Source organism: Clostridium sp. TW13, from assembly GCF_024345225.1.
Taxonomy (GTDB): Bacteria; Bacillota; Clostridia; order Clostridiales; family Clostridiaceae; genus Inconstantimicrobium; species Inconstantimicrobium mannanitabidum.
This window is the reverse complement of sequence record NZ_BROD01000001.1, coordinates 2,898,065-2,916,989: the sequence shown is the minus strand read 5'-3', so window position 1 is coordinate 2,916,989 and position 18,925 is coordinate 2,898,065. Positions and strand designations below refer to the sequence as shown.

Genomic DNA, 18,925 nt, shown 5'->3' with positions numbered 1-18,925 from the left:
ACTATAATTACTAGATTTCTATTGTTTCAGGTTGACCTTTAAATGAATAGAATGTAGCAGTACCTTTTGTGAAGTATAAAACTTCAAAAAGTCCATCTGTTACAGAATACATATTTTTTAATGCAGGATTAGCTTCTAACATTGCAGTTTTTGCAGCTTCTGAACTATCAACAGCTACAGTACCACTTAGACGAATCCATTCAGCACCTTTAGTTGCACTGATTTCTACTTTAGAATTTTGTTGCATTTGCTTAAAACAATCCTTAGTGTTATTTGTTGCGATATAAATTTTATTATTGTATTCAACTACAGCACCAAAAGGACGAACTCTAGGTTGGTCATCATCTGCTGTTGCTAAATAAAATGTACCTACTTTTTGTAAAAATTCAATTACCTTATTCATTTCTTGACCTCCATATGTTTTTTGCTGTACATTTATTATATAATATACATTGTGAATAGCAAGTACGTTCTTTTAGTGTAGTTAGTATCTAATAATGTACTATTAGAAATATGGAGGGAACATAAATGGGAGTAGATAAAGATTTTTTTGGTATTTGCCCATATTCGACTTCTCAGAAAATTTTTTCGGGGAAATGGAATATTGTAATCATGCACCTATTAAGTGAGAAATCTTATAGATTTGGTGAGCTTCAAAGAGCATTAGGAGGAATTACACAAACAACTCTTACAAAGCAATTAAGATTTTTAGAAGAATATAAAATGATCCATAGAAAAGTATATCAAGAAATACCTCCAAAGGTTGAGTATTCATTGACTGATATAGGAAAAGAGTTTTTACCAGTATTAAAAGAATTTCAGATATTTGGAGATAAGTATATTGACTTTTTATCAAAGGATAAATAGAAAACCCCAATTGTGGTTATGTACATAACTACAATTGGGGTTTTAAAATATTCGCAATAAAAAAGTGGATATAAGCCACAATACATTACATCAAATACGTTGTATTACTTAAGATTCCCAATAAAAAAGTGGTTATAAGCTCCTAATAAAAGGAGTATTGTGTAAAATGCTTAATGATTTCATTAAAAAAGAGAATTAGAGTATTTCTAATATTTCTACTGTGTAGTTATCACCAGGAGCTTTAACCTCAACTACATCTCCTGCCTTTTTGCCTGTTAATGCTTTACCTAAGTCTGATTCTATGCTTATGCACATATTTTCAGGGTCTAAGTCTAGAGTAGTTACTAGTGTTACAATCTCTTCTTCATCATCTTCAACAAATCTGACTTTAGCTTTGCTGTTAATTCCTAGTGATGATTTATTTAAACCACTATCCTCTACTACAGTAGCTGTTGAAATCATAGTTAATAAGTACTGAATTCTGTTATCATTTTCTCTATAATTTGCACAAGCTTCTTTATACTCAGCATTTTCTGATCTATCACCATGTGCTGCAGCTATCATTTTTTCTTTAGCTATCTCAGCTCTCTTTACTGTCATTCTATATTCTAATTCTTCTCTTAATTTTTTAATATTCTCTTCTGTTAGTTGATTATTCATAAAAATTGGCCTCCCGTAGAATAAACTAAGTTAAATTAAAGACTATAATTATATATGCTTGAAGCAATGATCATAGTCCTTTTTATTGTTTCAAAATAAACTATGTTAATATTATATAATATATAGAAAAAAATTAAAGGCATTTTGACTAGTTTTATGTAATTAAGTAGCTTAAAATATTTTATATCAAGTGAATCTTAGTTGAACTTATCCAGGAGCGTGCAGCCGTTATCTCCAACTTAAGCAGAGAACCTAAATCTATGATTTAGTGTGAATCGGTTAAGCAGACATCTCAAATCTATGATTTGATGATGGTCGCTTACTCTGTGAGTACTCATCTGACTTTAGGAAGAGGAGTTTCATATAAGATTGGAGTGTTACGAATGTTAGCTATCGGATAAACTACTAAATATATAGTGTAAATTAATAATTACTAGAAACTTTAAATAAAAATTATGAATTATTGTTTTTTTAGATTGTGACAGAAGCTCAAGAATATAAAAATAATAGAAGTTTGATTAATACTAATGAGATATAGGAGATAAAATAGTGTCAGAAGAAGTTAAAATGAGATATCCAACATATCTTAAGGAGTTTAAGTGTGTGGGAGGAAGTTGTGAAGATAACTGTTGCTGTGGTTGGGCTATACACATTGATAGGATTACTTTTGAAGAGTATAAACATATTCAGGATAAAAAAATGAAAAGATATATTAATAAAAATATATTTGTAAAGAAAAGATGTAACAATGAAAAAATAGACTATGCTCAGATAAAACTAAAGCGTAATAAGAGGTGTCCTTTTTTAAATAAAGACAACTATTGTATTATTCACTCTAATCTAGGTGAAGGTTATTTATCAAACGTTTGTGCTATTTTTCCAAAAGTATTAAATAGAATAGATGAATACTATGAAATGTCATTAGATGTATCCTGCATAGAAGCTGCAAGAATTTTGCTTACTAAAGAAGAAGGTATAGAATTTATTGAAGGAAATCATAATTTAGGTAAGCATGTACTAACACTAGCTATTGATACCAATGATAGAATAAATGAAAATACAGGTTACAAGTACATAAAATTAATACGAGATATGAGTATTGAAATTGTAAAGAATCGAAAATACAATTTAAGCGAGAGGCTGCATTTTCTTGGAGTCTTTTTACAACATACATGTAAGATAGTAGACTATGATATTGAAGAGTTGCCGAAATTTATAAGTACATATAAGTTAAATTCATTGAGTAGATTCAAACCAGAAAAAGAAAGATATATTCTTCAGTTATCATTTTATAAGATTATGTTAGAGAAGTTAAAGGTATTTGAGAAAGAGAACAATACTCAGAAAAAATTAAACATAAAAGAAGTTATAAGTGGTAAGAGTAGCCATTTTCAATCTAGTATAAAAAAAGTAATGTCTGGCTTTAAGTTAAATGAAGATAAAAGTATTATGGAGAACTCATCTATATTCATAAGAGCATATGATCTTTGTGAACATAACATTTTTGAAGAATATAGCTATATATTTGAAAACTATTTAGCTAATCATATGTTTAAAGAACTTTTCCCTTTTTCGGAAAATGATAAAATAATGGATGGCTATATTATGCTTCTTGTTAGATTTTCATATATAAGATTTTATCTTGTAGGTCAATATCTTGCTGGAGTAGATATGTCTAAAGAAAATATAATTAGATCAATTCAAGTATTATCAAAGGAAATAGAACATGATGCTACATATTTAGAAGATGTATTAAGGTATATAAAAGAAAATGATTTGAATAATGCTAGGTTTGCTAATATACTTCTGTGATTTTTTATAAATGACAAGTATAGTATGAAGAAATATGTAGTTTATTTATTAGGACATATATAAGTTTGTTTCTAGCAATTCACATACAAGAAAGTGAATAGTTTAGTGTGAAATTAAAAATAATAATTATAATCTAACAATACAACTATCACTTATAGATTAGGAAGAATTAAATTTATCTGAAAAAGTTTTATTGTTTGACCAAATTGTACAATGCAAAATAATCTGTAGGAGATGAAGTAAATGAGCTCAAAATATAAGAATACTAAAAAGAAAATGGCATCTTTAGGGCTTAGGAAAACTGTAGATGGAGACTATACTTATATTGATGTTAATGACAAAAATTCAGAATTTACTCCTATAAGAAATAGAGAGAAAAAGAGTTAGATGAAAATGTAATAATTGTAGTTAACTTGTTGAGTGCTCCTTAAAAATGCAACTAATTAAGGAGCACTCATTTTTGTTTCAATAGTATATAATAGATAGCTTATCGGTTAAACTTGAATTTTTTTATTATGTTGTTTTATTAAAAATATTTACAAAAGGAAAAAACAATTATATAATGATTTACGATGAGTAAACTATTTACACTGAGTAAATGACTGGAGGGAATAATGTCAAAAGAAAATATTAAAAGTAAACTACCTTTACTTATATTAATGCTTAATTTGTTTATAGCTCTGCTTGGACAAGGCATGGTAATTCCGATTTTACCAGACTACTTAAAGCAGTTTAATGCAGCAGGATCAGCAGCGGGGTATTTGGTAGCTGCATTTGGAGCAGCACAATTCATTTTTTCACCTATAGGAGGTCAATTGTCAGACAAGTATGGTAGAAAAAAGATGATATTATCAGGATTGTTTTTTACAGTAATTTCTGATTTCATGTTTGCAATTTCATATAAGTTAGTTGAATTGTACATAGCACGATTTATAGGAGGAATTGGACTGGGAATTATGGTTCCGTCTGTTCTTGCATATGTAGCTGATATGACAACAAAAGAAACTAGAGCAAAAGGAATGGGATATTTAAGTGCTTCTATGAATTTAGGCATGGTTCTTGGACCTGGAATAGGAGGGATTATAGCAGGATTCGGAATTAGAGTTCCATACTTCTGTGCATCAGGCTTAGGATTAATTGCTACCTTGCTAACTTTTATACTTCCTGAAACACTACCTTTAGAAAAGAGAAATAGGGCTGCAAAGTGGCAAAAACAACAATCTATAGGTAAGCAACTAATTCAATCTGTACATGCACCATATTTTAAACACTTACTTCTTATATTGGTTATGACATTTGGATTGGTAAACTATGAAACAGTATATTCTTTATATGTTGAACATAGATATGGATTTGCAGCAGATAAAATTTCTGTGCTTATAACTTTGGGAGCAGTTATAGGAATTATCACTCAAGTGGGACTTATTGATAAGGTAATTAAGAGATTTGGAGAATACAAGTTAATTAGATTTTCTTTAGTAATGTCAGCGATAGCTCTTTTCTTGATGATAGTTAAAGTTAATTTTATATACTTATTATTAGTATCTTCAATATTTTTTGCTTTTAATTCATTTTTAAGACCAACAGTAAATACAATGCTTGCAAATGAGGCTGGTGATCAACAAGGATTTGTTTCTGGCTTGAATACTACTTATACTAGTATAGGTAATATAATTGGCCCTATAATGGCAGGAAACCTATTTGACGCACATATTTATTTGCCATATACTGTAGGTGGTTTCATTCTTCTTGGAACTATACTTTTAACTAAGCAGGAAAAGAAGTTATATGTAAATGGAGTAGTTGAAAATGAGTGATTCATGGCATAACAATATAAAAAACAAAAATAGAGAAGAAATAATAGCAGCAGCTCGTGAATTATTTCTAAAGCATAACTTTATAAATGTCAATATAAAAGATGTATGCACCTTAGCTGGAGTTAGCAGAGTTACATTTTATAAGCATTTTCAATCAATAGATGAATTGATATTTGAAGTGCAAATAGATATATTAGTTAACATGGATAAGGCTATAAAAACTAGTAGTGAAGCTGAAACTTGTGGTAAGGATAAGCTTAAGTCGATGCTTTATGCTTGGATAAACTTTGCTAAGAGTAATGAGGACCAGATAAGATATATTACTTTGTTTGATATTTATTATGGAGCCTATAATTCTAATGAGCAGTTAAAAAGTAATTTTGATAAATTTGTGAGTGTCTCAAATAAGGATTTTATAGATAAGATTATTAGTGATGGAATTAAAGATGGCTCTTTTAAGGATGATATAGACCCTGTAAATACTGCTTATTGTATTTTTCAAACTATAATGGGTGTTTTACAAAGAATGAGTTGCGCTAGGATTCCTAATATTGGCAAAGAGGTTACATATGATGATATTGCATTTTCAGTTGCTAACATGATTATAAACTCTATTAAAAGAGAAGATAAGAATTAAGAAAAACACTACAATTAGATTTAGTTGTAGTGATTTTTTATATAAATATTTTTAGAAATTATAAATATAGCTGTGTATATTTTCTGATATAACAATGAGGAGAGTTTTCTATATAAAGAACTATACAGAAATGTTTATTATCTTTATTATGTTTGAAGAATCATTTAGTATTAATATAAATATATTATAATTTGTTAAGTACAATGAAACAAAGAAGAAATAAGGAGAGAGAAAAGACAGTACAAGGTTGATAATTAAATGTAAAAGAAGTTAAATTGATATGCTAACAGCTTAATTTGTGGAGGGTAAGATGAAAAAAGAATTTATGGAAATTTTAAAGGTTTTTGAACAAGCTTATGTAGACAGAGATTGCAGCAAGATAGATGATTTTATGCTAAGACTATTTGATAAAGAGGAAGATGTAGTAATAGTCGGGACAAGCAGTGGAGAATGGTGCTTGGGCCATGAAGCTGTAAAGGATATATTTTTAAGCGATTGGCAATATTGGGGTGACGTTAGATTAAAGCCTGATAAAGCTAATATAATAGAATTGGAAAATACTGGGTTAATATATGTTCCAGGGACTGTAAAGCATCATTTTAATAGTAAGAGTGAAACATACACACGTTATTTAGGATATGTAGAAGATTATTTTAAAGAGGATTGTGATGATAGCAAAAAGCCTAATAAGATTAAATTAGCTGAAATAAATTGGATGTTAACTCATTTGCTATCTCAAAGAGATACTGTTGAGAGAGAATATTTATGGGATGTAAATATTTCTTTTATTCTAGTTAAGAAGTCTGATAGATGGATAGTAAAACATATGCAATTTTCAATTCCCGTGCTTGGCTACTTGCCAGATGTTAGATTCTATGATGGAAGTGATGCTCTAGGTTACTTTAATGAAGAGACTAAGCAACTTGAGGAATATTGTATAAAAAATAATTGCTTATGTAGAGCTGAAGTATTAAGCAGATTAGAAAGTTTCAATGAAGAGTATTTGAACAAAGACAAAGATATAAACAATATTATTAATAAATACTTTGTAAGTAATAATCCTTTGCTTATTAATATAAACAATAATACCTATAGTACTGAAGAAGAAATACAAAAGTTTATTCAAGAACACAGAGTTTCTTATGATGAAGTAAATTTAGATTGTAAAAATTGTTTAGTTAGTTCTAATGAAGAGGTTGCTTGGGTAGTTACTCATGGAACTATGAAAAAGGTAACTTCTGAAAAAGAAAGTCTAAAATATGCTGTAGATAAGATTAAGAGTATTTTTGTTGATAATATGAATGACAAGGAAAAATTATTTAAAATAAGAAGAAGCATTGCAGATACTTTTAAGGAAATTTCAAAGGGAGAAGAATGTATTTGGCCTTTTAGATTTGAAGCAGTAATGGTCAAAGAAAGTGGCAATTGGGTATTTAAATATTTTCAATATTCCCTTCCTTTTAATATTATATTAGAAGGAAAAACGGATGCAGCAGTTTTATTAGAAAAGTGATGAAATTATATTAAAACTAGCAAATAATGCAATTTATTTTAGAATATGTAGAAATATATTTTATCAATGAAAAATTATATATGATAACGAAGTATTAAGAAAATATATAATCGAATGATAAAAGAGCAGATATTAATATGAAATGTTATTGACATTATAAAACGATAGTATTATAATTATGGAAAAGTTAAACAATAAATACGTAGATTGAGAAAAGTAGATTCTGTAGCATTTAGCAAGAGACTTATCATTTGGTGGAAGATAAGATTTGCGAAAGATTTGAAAATCACTCATGAGTAGTTAGCTGAAGATATATTATATATTGTGTAAGCAAGACCGGTAGCAACCGTTATATTGCCTGATATTAAATAGGTTTTCCTTGAGATATTTTGAGTGGCTGCATATATGTAGCAATAAGAGTGGTACCGCAGAGCTATAGGCTTTGTCTCTAATTAATTGAATTAATTGAGACAAAGCCTTTTTTATTATTTAAGAAATTATAATAAAGCTGAATTTGTGGATGCTTTTTAAGCGAGAAGAAACAGACTATTTGTTATTTGGAAACTATTTACTAAGGCAAAGTTGTCACAAAGTATTAATAATAAATAAAATCAAACAGTGTACAAGCAAGTACACGAGATATTAGTTGGAGGATGAAAAAATGAGCAATTACAGTGTGTTTTTACCAAGTTATAGTATAGGAGATGATGTTTATAAAGAAATTCCTAAAGTGTGTGGAGCTTATGGGAAAAAAGCAGTAGTAGTCGGTGGAAAAACTGCAATGGAAAAAGCTAAGGAAGCACTTTTAGAAGGGGTTAAGGATTCAGATATAGAGATAATAGATTTTGTATGGTTTGGAGGAGATTCTACTTATGAAAATGTAGAAATGTTAAAGAAAAATCCAGTAGTTGCTAGTGCAGATATGATATTTGCAGTAGGGGGAGGAAGAAGTGTTGATACAAGTAAAACCATGTGTGATGAGACAGGACAACCAATCTTTGTATTTCCAACAATAGCTTCAAATTGTGCCTCAATAACAGCCACAACAGTTATTTATGATGGTAATACTCATGTTTTTAAGGAACTGTATTTTACTAAAAAGCCAGCTATCCACTGTTTTATTAACACTAAGATAATAGCAGAGGCACCAAGTAATTTCATATGGGCAGGTATAGGAGATGCCCTATCTAAGGAATATGAATGTACATTTTCTGCAAGAGGAGATGAACTTGATCATACCAATCTTTTAGGTGTTGACATAAGTCGTAATTGTGTTGAACCATTATTGAAGTATGGTAAAAAGGCTTATGAAGATGCTAAAGCACATAAGGTCTCAAAAGAATTGGAGCAGGTAATTCTTAATATTATAATTACCGCAGGTCTTGTATCAGTACTTGTAATTAATGATTACAACAGCTGTCTTGCACATTCAGTATATTATGGTTGCACAACGCTAGAGCAGATAGAAAAGAATCATCTTCATGGTGAAGTGGTATCTTATGGAGTTTTGGTTATGCTTACTTGTGATAAGCAATTTGAAGAGAGAGATAGGGTTTATAGGTTTAATAAGAGCATTGGTCTTCCAACATGTTTAGCAGATATTGAGGTTGAAGAAAAGGATCTTGATAAAGTTCTTGATAAGGCAATGGAAACAGGGGATATTAAGCACGTACCTTATGAGATAACTAGAGAAATGATTTATAATGCAATAATGGAGTTAGAAGAGGTTGGGCTATAGTATAGAAAGGATGAATAAGATAAAAAATATATTATGCAGATGATTGAATTATTTACATGTTGAAATGAAACTATTATAGAACCACTATACTTTAAGGAATCCGTGTTATGCAGAACTGTTCAGTATCCATATAGAACTGTTCCATAATAATGTTGGTGGACATATAGGAGGACAAGTTACAAAAATTCGACATTTTTCTACCAACATTTAAGTGGAATAGTTCTATACAAACTTTATCTTGTGCATATAAGCAGAAAGGAACATATAATGTACTGTATGCCTAAAATTACTTTCAGAAGACTACTTGATTTGGAAGTTTTGGATTTTCGGGAAAGTTTATACAGTATCCATAAAATGTTGACAAAATCAGTTGTGTCTATAAAATTAAATGTGAACAGAAAGGGGGAGTTTAAATGAAAAAGAAAATTTTTAGACCAATTATGTCAGTATTGATTTGTCTTCTATTGATTACGTTGTTAGGGGGAAATTATAATCCTACAATAGCTACAGCAGCAACTAATAATTCTAGCGGAAATTTAAAAATTCATTACATTAATGTTGGACAAGGTGATTCAGAGCTAATACAAGTTAATGGGAAGAATATACTTATTGATGCTGGAACAAGTGATGAAAAATCATTAAATTATCTTAAATCACTTAAAATTACTAAACTTGATTATGTTATAGCAACACACCCACATGAGGATCACATAGGATCTATGGATGATATAATCAAAACATTTAACATAGGTATTTTTTATGCACCCAAAGTAACTACAACAACTAAGAGTTTTGCTAATATGGTTAGTGCATTGAAACGTAAAAATCTAAAGATTACAACTCCTAAAGCAGGAAGTAAGCTTACTATAGGCAATGCAACTTTAACATTTTTAGCACCAAATAAGGATAAGTATGATGATATAAACAACTACTCTATAGTTTGCAAATTGAATTTTGGTAATACATCATATTTATTTATGGGTGATGCAGAGTCATTATCTGAAGGAGAAATACTAGCAAAGCAATTAGATGTTAAAGCAGATGTTTTAAAAATTGGATATCATGGTAGTACTAGTTCTACAAGCCAAGCATTTTTAAATAAGGTGAATCCTAAATATGCAGTTATTGAAGTAGGAAAAGGAAATGATTATGGACATCCTGCCAGTGCTACAATTAAAAAATTAAGTGCAAAGGGAATAAAAGTTTTCAGAACAGATGTTAATGGTACCATAATAGCTACAAGTGATGGTAAGAACATAACATTTAATTCTCAACCAGCAAGCACAAATGTTAAACCAGCACCAAGCAATAATAAGCCAGTTACTAAACCAGTACCTGCTCCGGTTAATAAGGAACAAATGGTTTGGATTGCTAGTAAAACTGCTAAAGTATATCATAGTAAGAAAACTTGTAGCAATATGAAAAATCCAATGCAGATTTCTATAAATGAAGCCAAGAAGAGAGGATTAAAGCCTTGTTCTAAGTGTCACTAGAAATATCATGTCAGAAGTGCAAGAGATATCACAAGGGATACATAGTAAGAATTAATAAGATTTTGACATATGACAACAAGAGAAAATAAGAGATATGCAGACAATAGATATATTAAGAGGTGCTAAGGCATTGAGATATATGAAAAAATGTTCTGGATATTAACAGTTATCAAAAGGATAAATCGCAAATATTAAGATAGAAGAATAAGAAGTGTTAAAGAAAAACAAGAAAGTGGTGTTGCAAAATGCAACACCACTTTCTTGTTTGAAGAGAATACTAATATTTATTATAGCTTCTTGATTATATTGATTAATGGCTGGAAGGTTAAAACAAAGGTTAAAACGAATAGTATAGCAATTGTTGCCCAACCTATAAAGTTTTTACCTTTAGTGTTTACGTAGTTCCCCATTAGTTCTTTATTGTTTACCATTAGCATCATACATATTAATACTATTGGTAGAAGAATACCATTTATTACTTGAGACCAAACTGAAATTCCAATCAGTGGAGCACCAGGTATTAATATAATTACTACGCCTATGATGATTATTATGGTGAATAATGTATAGAATTCAGGTGCTTCTTTCATTTTCTTATCAATACCTGCTTCAAAACCAAAGGCTTCGCAAATATAGAAGGCAGTTGCAAGTGGAAGTATAGTTGCAGAGAAAATTGAAGCTACAAAAAGAGCAAATCCAAAGATTTGAGATGCAAATGCTCCTGCTAGTGGCTTAAGTGCCATGGCTGCATCTTTTGCTTCGTTAATCTGAATTCCACTTTTATTAAGTGTTGATGCACAAGATACTATTATAAAAAAGGCTACAACAACAGTGATTACACTTCCTACAATAACATCCATAATTTCGTACTTATAATCTTCAATCTTTATTCCCTTTTCTATTACTGCTGATTGCATATAGAATTGCATCCAAGGAGCAATAGTGGTACCAATTAATCCAATAACAGTACTAATATAGTCTGTATTAGCTTCCATATGCGGATGAATTATAGCTGTTCCAATTTCATGCCAATCTGGTTTGCCAGCTATTGCAGACACGATATAAGATAATAAAAATATACTAAAGACAATAAAAATTCTTTCAGAGGATTTATAGTTTCCTTTAACTACTAGAAGCCATACTCCAATTGCAGCTAATGGCACTGAAATATATTTACCTATACCAAATACTTGCATACTACCAGCAACTCCAGCAAATTCGGTAGCTGTATTTCCTATATCAGCAATAATTAAACCAAGGAAAATTAAAGCTGTTATTTTAACACCAAAGTTTTCTCTGATTAAATCTGCTAAGCCTTTACCAGTAACGATACCCATTCTAGCATTCATTTCTTGAACTACAACAAGAACTATAAAGCAAGGTATTAGCGCCCAAAGTAGGTGATATCCATAATGAGCACCAGCTACAGAGTAAGTTGTGATTCCACCAGCATCATTATCAACGCTACCAGTAATTATTCCAGGACCTAATATGCTTAAAAACATCAATATATGAGCTAATTTGTTTTTCTTTTTTACATTTATATTTTCATTCATCGTGCACTCCTCCTTAACCTAATTTCTTTCTGCTTTTTAGGAATTCATATATAAGATCGTTAACTAATACATTTCCAACTAAATCACCATTCTCATCTAAGATTGGCAATGCAGATAGATTATATTTAGTTATAACATCAACCAAATCATTAATTTTGTCAGTATCATACATATATATGAAGTCTTTGTTCATGATTTCTTCAAGTTTAAGAGAAGGATCAGATACTATAAGATCTCTTAAGGATAGAGTACCAAATAATTTATTGTCCTGTGTAATGTAAATATAGTGTATTTGTTCAAATTCGGGTTTTAATTCTCTCATATTGTCTATAATATAGCCAGCAGTTTTATCACTGGCGTAAGATAGAAAATCAGTTGACATAAGACTACCAATTTCCTTATCATCATATTCCATTAATTCTCTAACTTCATCAGAAGCATCTTTCTCCATATTGTTTAAAAGCTCTTCAATTTTGTTAGCTTGTAAACCATCAAGAATATCTGCAACTTCATCAGCAGGCATTTCTTCAAGAATATCAGCTGCTCTTTCAGGTGATAAGCTTCTTAATACTTGAATTTGTGCATCTTCTTCAAGTTCTTCAAGTACATCTGCAGCCTTAGCAGGATCCAAACTACTAAAGATAATCATACCTGTATTAGTATCAAAATCTTCAATTATATCAGCAAGATCTGATGGATGAAGAGTAGTTAGTTTGTTATAAGTTTTAGATACTTTTAAATCCTTTGTATTAGAAATAGCTTGAACATCATTCCAAAGCATTAATGTACTTGGAATTTTAAGGCCTAACTTTTTCAATGGCTTTGCAAGTTCTAATCTTCTTAGAAGTCCCTCTAGACCGATATCAACTGCAACTACAAAGAAGCCAGAATCTAAAACTACTAGTCTAACATCATTAACTCTAACAACCTTTCTGCCATTAACATCGATGATTTGTTTGTCTAGTACATATTTTTTAAGAAGCATTGATTCTCCAAGTTGAGTTTCTTCTATTTTGTTGCAAACAAGTATATATTGACCTTTTTCTTTTGCTATAGAAATATAATCCCAATTAAGGTAAACTATTTTGTCTTTAGTTTTTACTTTAGCAACAGTAACCTTTGGGTTAGTAGAATCTAATGAAACAGCTATATCTTTTAGCTTTCCAATGACTCTATTATCAGGTGCATATATTTTATTTCCTAAAATTCTGCTTAAATAAACACTTATAAATTTCATTGAACACCCTCCTTTTTATGGGTGCACAACTATGATTTAACTATGGTACACCCCATTTTACTATTGAATATTAAATTTTTAAGTTTTAAAAAATTGCAACTGTGATAAGGGTCACCATCCATTAAATCATCACGCTCCTTATATAAGGTGTCTGAAAGTATATAGGTTTATACGGTAGTCATTTCGGCTTGCTATTTATTTTCAGATGCCTAAATTAATAATATATATTTTAATAGGTTAAGCTCCGTTAGCGTATTTTTTAGCAAATAAAAAAGAGCCCCTATAAAAACGGACTCCTCTAAAATTCACACAAAAATAATACACTACAGTTATTTCTTCGTTGAGTTTTAGCACTATGTAGCTTTGAGTTGTACTCAGCTACATTAAATAGAACCTTAATTCGGTAATACTTGTTGACCCATTGGCATCTTTCGATGTTTTTGGGCAGCAGCGTATATCATACATAGGAGCCTCACCTAACAAAATATATTCAATTTTATCTTTAACAGTGTAAGTATACGCTCTACTAAAGCAATTGTCAAATAAAATTGAATGTAATCAATTCCATACTTCATTCTTATAAAAGTAGGGTGCTGCAAATTTAATGTATTGTAAATTTATAAACTTAAGTATAGTTATTTTTCTAAGTATTATTCAAAGAAATGAATGTTAGTTACAAAAGAACATCACTTAAGAGAACTTCTTTTTATATTGACCAGGTGAAGTTCCAACATACTTTTTAAATATTCTAATAAAGTGATAGTAGTCATTGAATCCGCTTACTTCACATGCTTCAGTGACACTTTTTTTGTTTTCAAGCAATCTTTTAGCTAGAGCTAATCTTTTAAATAAAATATATTCATGTAAAGTGCTGCCAACATTCTTTTTGAATAAGCGACTTAGATAAAAGCGGTCAAGGTTAAATTTGTCCTCTAGAGCTTGAAGTGAAAGATCCTTGCTTAAATTTAAATCTATATATTCTAGAATAGAAGTAAGAGTATCAGAAGAAGCAGGAGATTCTGCAGCTTCAGTATTTTCATTAAAGCTGAAGTTTATAATCATAAGTAATTCCAGTAAATATGAGATTAATAATATCTCCAAACCTAAAGCAGTGCTATTATAGGCTTGTTCTATTTTTCCAAGCAACTCAATGACAGCATTAAGTTGTTTTTCTTCAAGAAAAATCTTATTATTTTTCCCATGAGGTCTATTTGTAAAGCAATTAAGTAAATCATACTTAGGTGAACTCAGCGATTTAATAAGCTTAGGATCAATCTGCATGTAAATTACATCATAAATTTCATCAGGAACAACTACTGATTTATGAATTTCGTTATTATTGGTTATTATCAAATCACCATAATTTAATGAATAAACTTGCTTTTCGATAAAATACTTTGCATTTCCACTAATGAAGAAATATATTTCAAAGTAATCATGAAGATGAAATTCTGTATGGCGAAATTTCACAGGGACATGAGTGAAATGAATATACTTTTTTATATCGCTATAATATAAATCTAACATGCTTTCCTCCAAATAAGTCAATAAACGCAATAAATTGTACAATAAATGCAAAGAATATGCTTTTATTTTATTCTATAATAAAGAACGAAACTATTCAAACTATTCAATATAAGTGTTATTAAGTTTAGAAAATAAGTTTGGATTGTCAGTTTATAGAATGAAAGGTGGGAAGATTTAGTATAGCGTGTATTGACACAACAATGTATTACTAAATAAAAGAAATGACAAATAAAAGAATAGCATATTTATATTTATTAATAACTTTTTGCGCATGGGGAAGTTTGTATGTGGTTAGTAAATTTGTACTAGGAAAAGTTCCAGTGGTTACAGTTTTATTTTTACGGTATTTAATTGCAGGTGTTGTTTTATTTTTAATAGGACAAAAAAGCAATACTAAGAAAATAGAACGCAAAGACATAAAATATATTATTATAATTGGATGCATAGGGTATTTTTTATCTGTGGGAGCACAACTTATTGGAATAAAATTATCCAGTGCATCAATTGCCTCTTTAGTTAATTCTATGAATCCAATTGCCATTATGATTTTTGCAGCTATAATTTTGCAAGAAAGGTTAACTGCTAGGAAAGTAATTTGTGTTGTTATAGCAATGCTTGGTGTATACATAATAATTGGTGATATAAAAGGAAGTGGACAAGTAGTGGGGATTTTATTTTCCATTATATCAGTACTTTTGTGGGCATTAGTTTCCGTTGTGGTTAGAAGAATAACTCAAAAGTATGGTGCATTACAGGTGACTACATATAGTATGTTTGTTGCGACTATATGTACATTGCCATTTTCAATTCGCGAACTTATTGTTACTCCTAATATACAGTTTAATGTTTCAGTTATTATTTCATTGTTATATATGGGAATTGTTTGTACTGCCTTAGCATATGTGCTTTGGAATAAAAGTTTATCTATAATTGAAGCAAGCACTTGTTCGTTGTTTTACCCATTACAGCCAATGGTATCAGCATTACTTGGAGCGATGTTTTTAGGAGAAAACATCACTATTAATTTTTTAATTGGTGCAGTTTTAATTATTGGAGGAATGTTAATAAGCATTTTAGGTAAAAAGCAGGTTAATATTGTTGATTGTTAGAAACTATAATTAACTAAATAACTGGGGAGGAATACACGCAGTTAATATATAATTTGTAATGTAGTTTATTAAAATCAATTCTATGTATTAATATGTGCCTAATGTGTTTTGGAAGATGTGTATAGAACTATTCCATCTAAATGTTGGTAGAAAAATGTCGAAAATTTGTAACTTGTCCACCGATGTTTCCACCAACATTATTGTGGAACAGTTCTATATAAACTAAAAGTTATATATTTACTGAATGACTGCTTGGTATTATACTAAATGAAAAATAGTATTTATTGAAGTTGGAGGATTTAAATTGAACATATTAGTAGTTAGTGGAAGCCCACGTAAGGGTGGAAATACAGAAATAATGGCAGAAGCATTTGCTAAAGGAGCAAGGGAAAGTGGTAATGAAGTAACAATAAAAACTCTTAGTACCTTAAAGGTAGGACCATGTGTAGGATGTACTTATTGTTTTACATCAGGAGGTGAATGTTCCCAAAAGGATGATATGAAAGAAATTTTAGAAGCCCTTGATAAAGCAGACATGCTTGTATTTGCATCACCTATATATTGGTTTGATATAACTGGGCAATTAAAATGTGTAATTGATCGTATGTATGCTCGTGGGAAAGTAGGTTTTCATCATAAGTATGTTGGATTGCTCCTGAATTCAGGCGCTGATGGTGTATATGATGCAGCTATAGCCCAATATAAAGCAACTAATAAATATTTGAATTGGGAAGACAAAGGGATTATAACAATTCCAGGAATGACGCAAAAGGGATCTATAAATAATTCAGAGAAATTGCATAAAGTCTTTGAATTTGGGAAAAGTCTTAAATAAGTATTTATTAATAGAATGAGTTCTAGAATATAATTTGGCTCGCTTATCAAATATGTGACCTCTTTTATGACGTAACTTATGTTATAAAAGAGGTTTTTTATTATATAGGAAAATAGCTCTGTTTTTAATAAAATTATAAAAAATATGCTTTGTAATTGAAAACAATTATTTCATAAGAACAATTAATAGCAATTCAATCAATAAAAGACAAAAACGGTCAAATATTGACATGTTTTTTCAAATATAATAATATGGTTACATGGGATAAAAAGAATAATTATAGGGGATATAACTAAGGAGGAAGTTCAATGAAATGGTTTAGTGATTTAAAGATCAAATTTAAGCTAATAATATGCTTTGTTATTGTTGCAATGTGTACAAGTATAGTTGGATATATTGGGATAAGTAACATGAAGAAAATTAATACCAATGTAGATAAAATGTATAACAACAATTTTATACCTGCTCAAAACTTATCTAAAGTCCAAAAAAACTTGGTGATTTCAAGAGCAAATTACATGGTAATGCTTTACTCAAGAAATCAAGCAAAGCTTGATGATATGCTAAAAGAGTCAAGTAATCTTGCCACTGAGAATGATAAAATACTTAAGAGCTATGAAAATGCAATTTCTGATGGAAAAGATAAGGAATTATATAACGCAGTAAAGGATGCACTTGCATCATATAGAACTGTTAAAACTGCACAATTTGCTCTAATCCAAGCTGGTAAGTATAATGAAGCAGAGCAAAAAGATGCGGAATTTACTAAAGCAAGAGAAAAAGTAGATCAATCAGTAAGTGATTTAATAGATTATAATCAACAATTAGCACAGACTTCAGCTCAAAACAATCATTCTGATTATAGTTCAAAGTCTACAGTTATGATAGTGATTATAATAGTTTGTTTAATTGCAGCAGTAATAATTGGAGTAATTATAGCAACTATTATTTCTAAACCATTGGATAAATTATTAAAAGCAGCGGACAAGATTGCACAAGGTGAATTAGATGTAGAAATAGATATACATAATAAGGACGAGGTTGGCAGATTAGCAGATGCATTCAAGAACATGGTAAATACAACAAATGATGTGATGCTAAATATAAGTTCTGCAGCTGAGCAGGTTGCTTCAGGCTCAAGACAGGTATCAAGCTCAAGTATTTCGCTTTCAGAAGGAGCAACTGAGCAAGCTAGTTCTGTAGAAGAACTAACTGTTTCACTTGAAGAAATATCAGCTCAGACAAAACAAAATGCAGAAAATGCCAGTGAGGCAAATGAACTAGCTGAAAAAGTAACACAAAATGCTGTACATGGAAATGAAAGAATGCAGGAAATGTTACAAGCTATGAATGAAATAAATGAATCATCTTCAAATATTTCGAAAATTATTAAGGTAATTGATGAAATTGCTTTTCAAACTAATATTTTAGCGTTGAATGCAGCAGTTGAAGCAGCTAGAGCAGGTCAACATGGTAAAGGGTTTGCGGTTGTGGCTGAGGAAGTAAGAAATTTAGCAGCAAGATCTGCAAAGGCAGCAAAAGAAACTACGGATATGATAGAAGGTTCTATAAAAAGTGTTGAGAATGGTACGAAAATAGCTAATGATACAGCAGAAGCGCTAAATAATATAGTTGAGGGAGTAGCTAAGGTATCAGGAATTGTTAATAATATAGCTTCAGCATCAAATGAGCAAGCTGTTGGTATTTCTCAAATAAATCAAGGCATTATGCAGGTTTCAAATGTTGTACAAGCTAACTCAACTTCAGCAGAAGAGAGTGCAGCTGCAAGTGAAGAATTATCAAGTCAAGCAGAATTATTGAGAGATCAAGTTAGTAGATTTAAATTGAAACAAAGTAGTTCATATATGTATGATGGAAGTGAAAGATTAGATCCCAATATATTAAGAATGCTAGAGAAGATGGAAGATAAGAAAAATAAAAAAAACCTTCATAATAATTTAAATCAATCATCAGTATCAAGAGTTAAAATAGATTTAAGTGATAATGATTTTGGTAAGTACTAATTTTTAAGTGTTTATAGCCTACTTTGCAAGTTAACTTTGGTTAATTGTAAAGTGGGCTTTTTTATTATTTTCTTACTTATTTATAGAAAGTATTTCTTTG

General features: G+C 30.0%; 16 protein-coding genes, 1 riboswitch and 1 other annotated feature. Of the genes, 11 read left to right on the top strand and 5 right to left on the bottom strand.

Features of this window, described 5'->3' with window-relative positions; genetic code table 11:
- Positions 1-10: 10 nt before the first annotated feature.
- Positions 11-403: a pyridoxamine 5'-phosphate oxidase family protein gene (locus OCU47_RS13840; protein ID WP_261829194.1), complete on the bottom strand. Its 393-nt coding sequence runs from the start codon at positions 401-403 to the stop codon at positions 11-13.
- Positions 404-528: 125 nt separating this feature from the next.
- Between OCU47_RS13840 and OCU47_RS13835 the strand changes: the two genes are divergently transcribed.
- The gene (locus tag OCU47_RS13835) at positions 529-867 is read left to right on the top strand and encodes a winged helix-turn-helix transcriptional regulator (protein ID WP_261829193.1); all 339 of its coding nucleotides are present in this window, start codon (positions 529-531) and stop codon (positions 865-867) included.
- Between the two features lie 195 nt (positions 868-1,062).
- Here OCU47_RS13835 and OCU47_RS13830 read toward each other — a convergent pair whose 3' ends face one another.
- Positions 1,063-1,527, bottom strand: coding sequence for a GreA/GreB family elongation factor (locus OCU47_RS13830; protein ID WP_261829192.1), 465 nt, complete (start codon positions 1,525-1,527; stop codon positions 1,063-1,065).
- Positions 1,528-2,076: 549 nt separating this feature from the next.
- On the opposite strand from OCU47_RS13830, the gene fliB reads away from it, so the two are divergent.
- The 7 genes from fliB to OCU47_RS13795 all read left to right on the top strand — a co-directional run bounded on the left by fliB (position 2,077) and on the right by OCU47_RS13795 (position 10,537).
- Positions 2,077-3,339 carry a flagellin lysine-N-methylase gene (fliB, locus tag OCU47_RS13825; RefSeq protein WP_261829191.1) on the top strand — a complete coding sequence of 421 codons (1,263 nt, stop codon included), beginning with the start codon at positions 2,077-2,079 and terminating at the stop codon, positions 3,337-3,339.
- A 243-nt stretch (positions 3,340-3,582) separates the two neighbouring features.
- Positions 3,583-3,726, top strand: coding sequence for a hypothetical protein (locus OCU47_RS13820; RefSeq protein ID WP_261829190.1), 144 nt, complete (start codon positions 3,583-3,585; stop codon positions 3,724-3,726).
- A 227-nt stretch (positions 3,727-3,953) separates the two neighbouring features.
- Entirely contained in the window at positions 3,954-5,156 is a 1,203-nt protein-coding gene (locus OCU47_RS13815) for an MFS transporter (protein WP_261829189.1), read from the top strand.
- Positions 5,149-5,793: a TetR/AcrR family transcriptional regulator gene (locus tag OCU47_RS13810; RefSeq protein WP_261829188.1), complete on the top strand. Its 645-nt coding sequence runs from the start codon at positions 5,149-5,151 to the stop codon at positions 5,791-5,793. The genes OCU47_RS13815 and OCU47_RS13810 overlap by 8 nt, the downstream gene beginning before the upstream one ends.
- A 310-nt stretch (positions 5,794-6,103) precedes the next feature.
- On the top strand, positions 6,104-7,306 hold the full coding sequence (locus OCU47_RS13805) for a hypothetical protein (RefSeq protein WP_261829187.1): 1,203 nt from the start codon (positions 6,104-6,106) through the stop codon (positions 7,304-7,306).
- A 194-nt stretch (positions 7,307-7,500) separates the two neighbouring features.
- Positions 7,501-7,759: a binding site (T-box leader), on the top strand.
- A gap of 208 nt (positions 7,760-7,967) precedes the next feature.
- Entirely contained in the window at positions 7,968-9,044 is a 1,077-nt protein-coding gene (locus OCU47_RS13800) for an iron-containing alcohol dehydrogenase family protein (RefSeq protein WP_261829186.1), read from the top strand.
- Positions 9,045-9,457: 413 nt separating this feature from the next.
- A complete protein-coding gene (locus OCU47_RS13795; RefSeq protein ID WP_261829185.1) occupies positions 9,458-10,537 on the top strand; it encodes a ComEC/Rec2 family competence protein in 1,080 nt (359 codons plus the stop codon).
- Positions 10,538-10,824: 287 nt separating this feature from the next.
- Here the strand turns inward: OCU47_RS13795 and OCU47_RS13790 are convergent, their stop codons facing one another.
- The 3 genes from OCU47_RS13790 to OCU47_RS13780 all read right to left on the bottom strand — a co-directional run bounded on the left by OCU47_RS13790 (position 10,825) and on the right by OCU47_RS13780 (position 14,857).
- Entirely contained in the window at positions 10,825-12,093 is a 1,269-nt protein-coding gene (locus OCU47_RS13790) for an Nramp family divalent metal transporter (protein ID WP_261829184.1), read from the bottom strand.
- A 13-nt stretch (positions 12,094-12,106) separates the two neighbouring features.
- Positions 12,107-13,330 (bottom strand): magnesium transporter MgtE N-terminal domain-containing protein, encoded by a 1,224-nt coding sequence (locus OCU47_RS13785; RefSeq protein ID WP_261829183.1) that lies wholly within the window; start codon positions 13,328-13,330, stop codon positions 12,107-12,109.
- Positions 13,331-13,656: 326 nt separating this feature from the next.
- Positions 13,657-13,821, bottom strand: a riboswitch (M-box (ykoK) riboswitch).
- Between the two features lie 199 nt (positions 13,822-14,020).
- A complete protein-coding gene (locus OCU47_RS13780; RefSeq protein WP_261829182.1) occupies positions 14,021-14,857 on the bottom strand; it encodes an AraC family transcriptional regulator in 837 nt (278 codons plus the stop codon).
- 221 nt (positions 14,858-15,078) lie between these two features.
- Here OCU47_RS13780 and OCU47_RS13775 point away from each other — a divergent pair, with 221 nt between their 5' ends.
- The 3 genes from OCU47_RS13775 to OCU47_RS13765 all read left to right on the top strand — a co-directional run bounded on the left by OCU47_RS13775 (position 15,079) and on the right by OCU47_RS13765 (position 18,825).
- Positions 15,079-15,966: a DMT family transporter gene (locus OCU47_RS13775; RefSeq protein ID WP_261829181.1), complete on the top strand. Its 888-nt coding sequence runs from the start codon at positions 15,079-15,081 to the stop codon at positions 15,964-15,966.
- Positions 15,967-16,270: 304 nt separating this feature from the next.
- Positions 16,271-16,801: a flavodoxin family protein gene (locus OCU47_RS13770; RefSeq protein ID WP_261829180.1), complete on the top strand. Its 531-nt coding sequence runs from the start codon at positions 16,271-16,273 to the stop codon at positions 16,799-16,801.
- Between the two features lie 308 nt (positions 16,802-17,109).
- Entirely contained in the window at positions 17,110-18,825 is a 1,716-nt protein-coding gene (locus OCU47_RS13765; protein ID WP_261829179.1) for a methyl-accepting chemotaxis protein, read from the top strand.
- Positions 18,826-18,925: the final 100 nt, after the last annotated feature.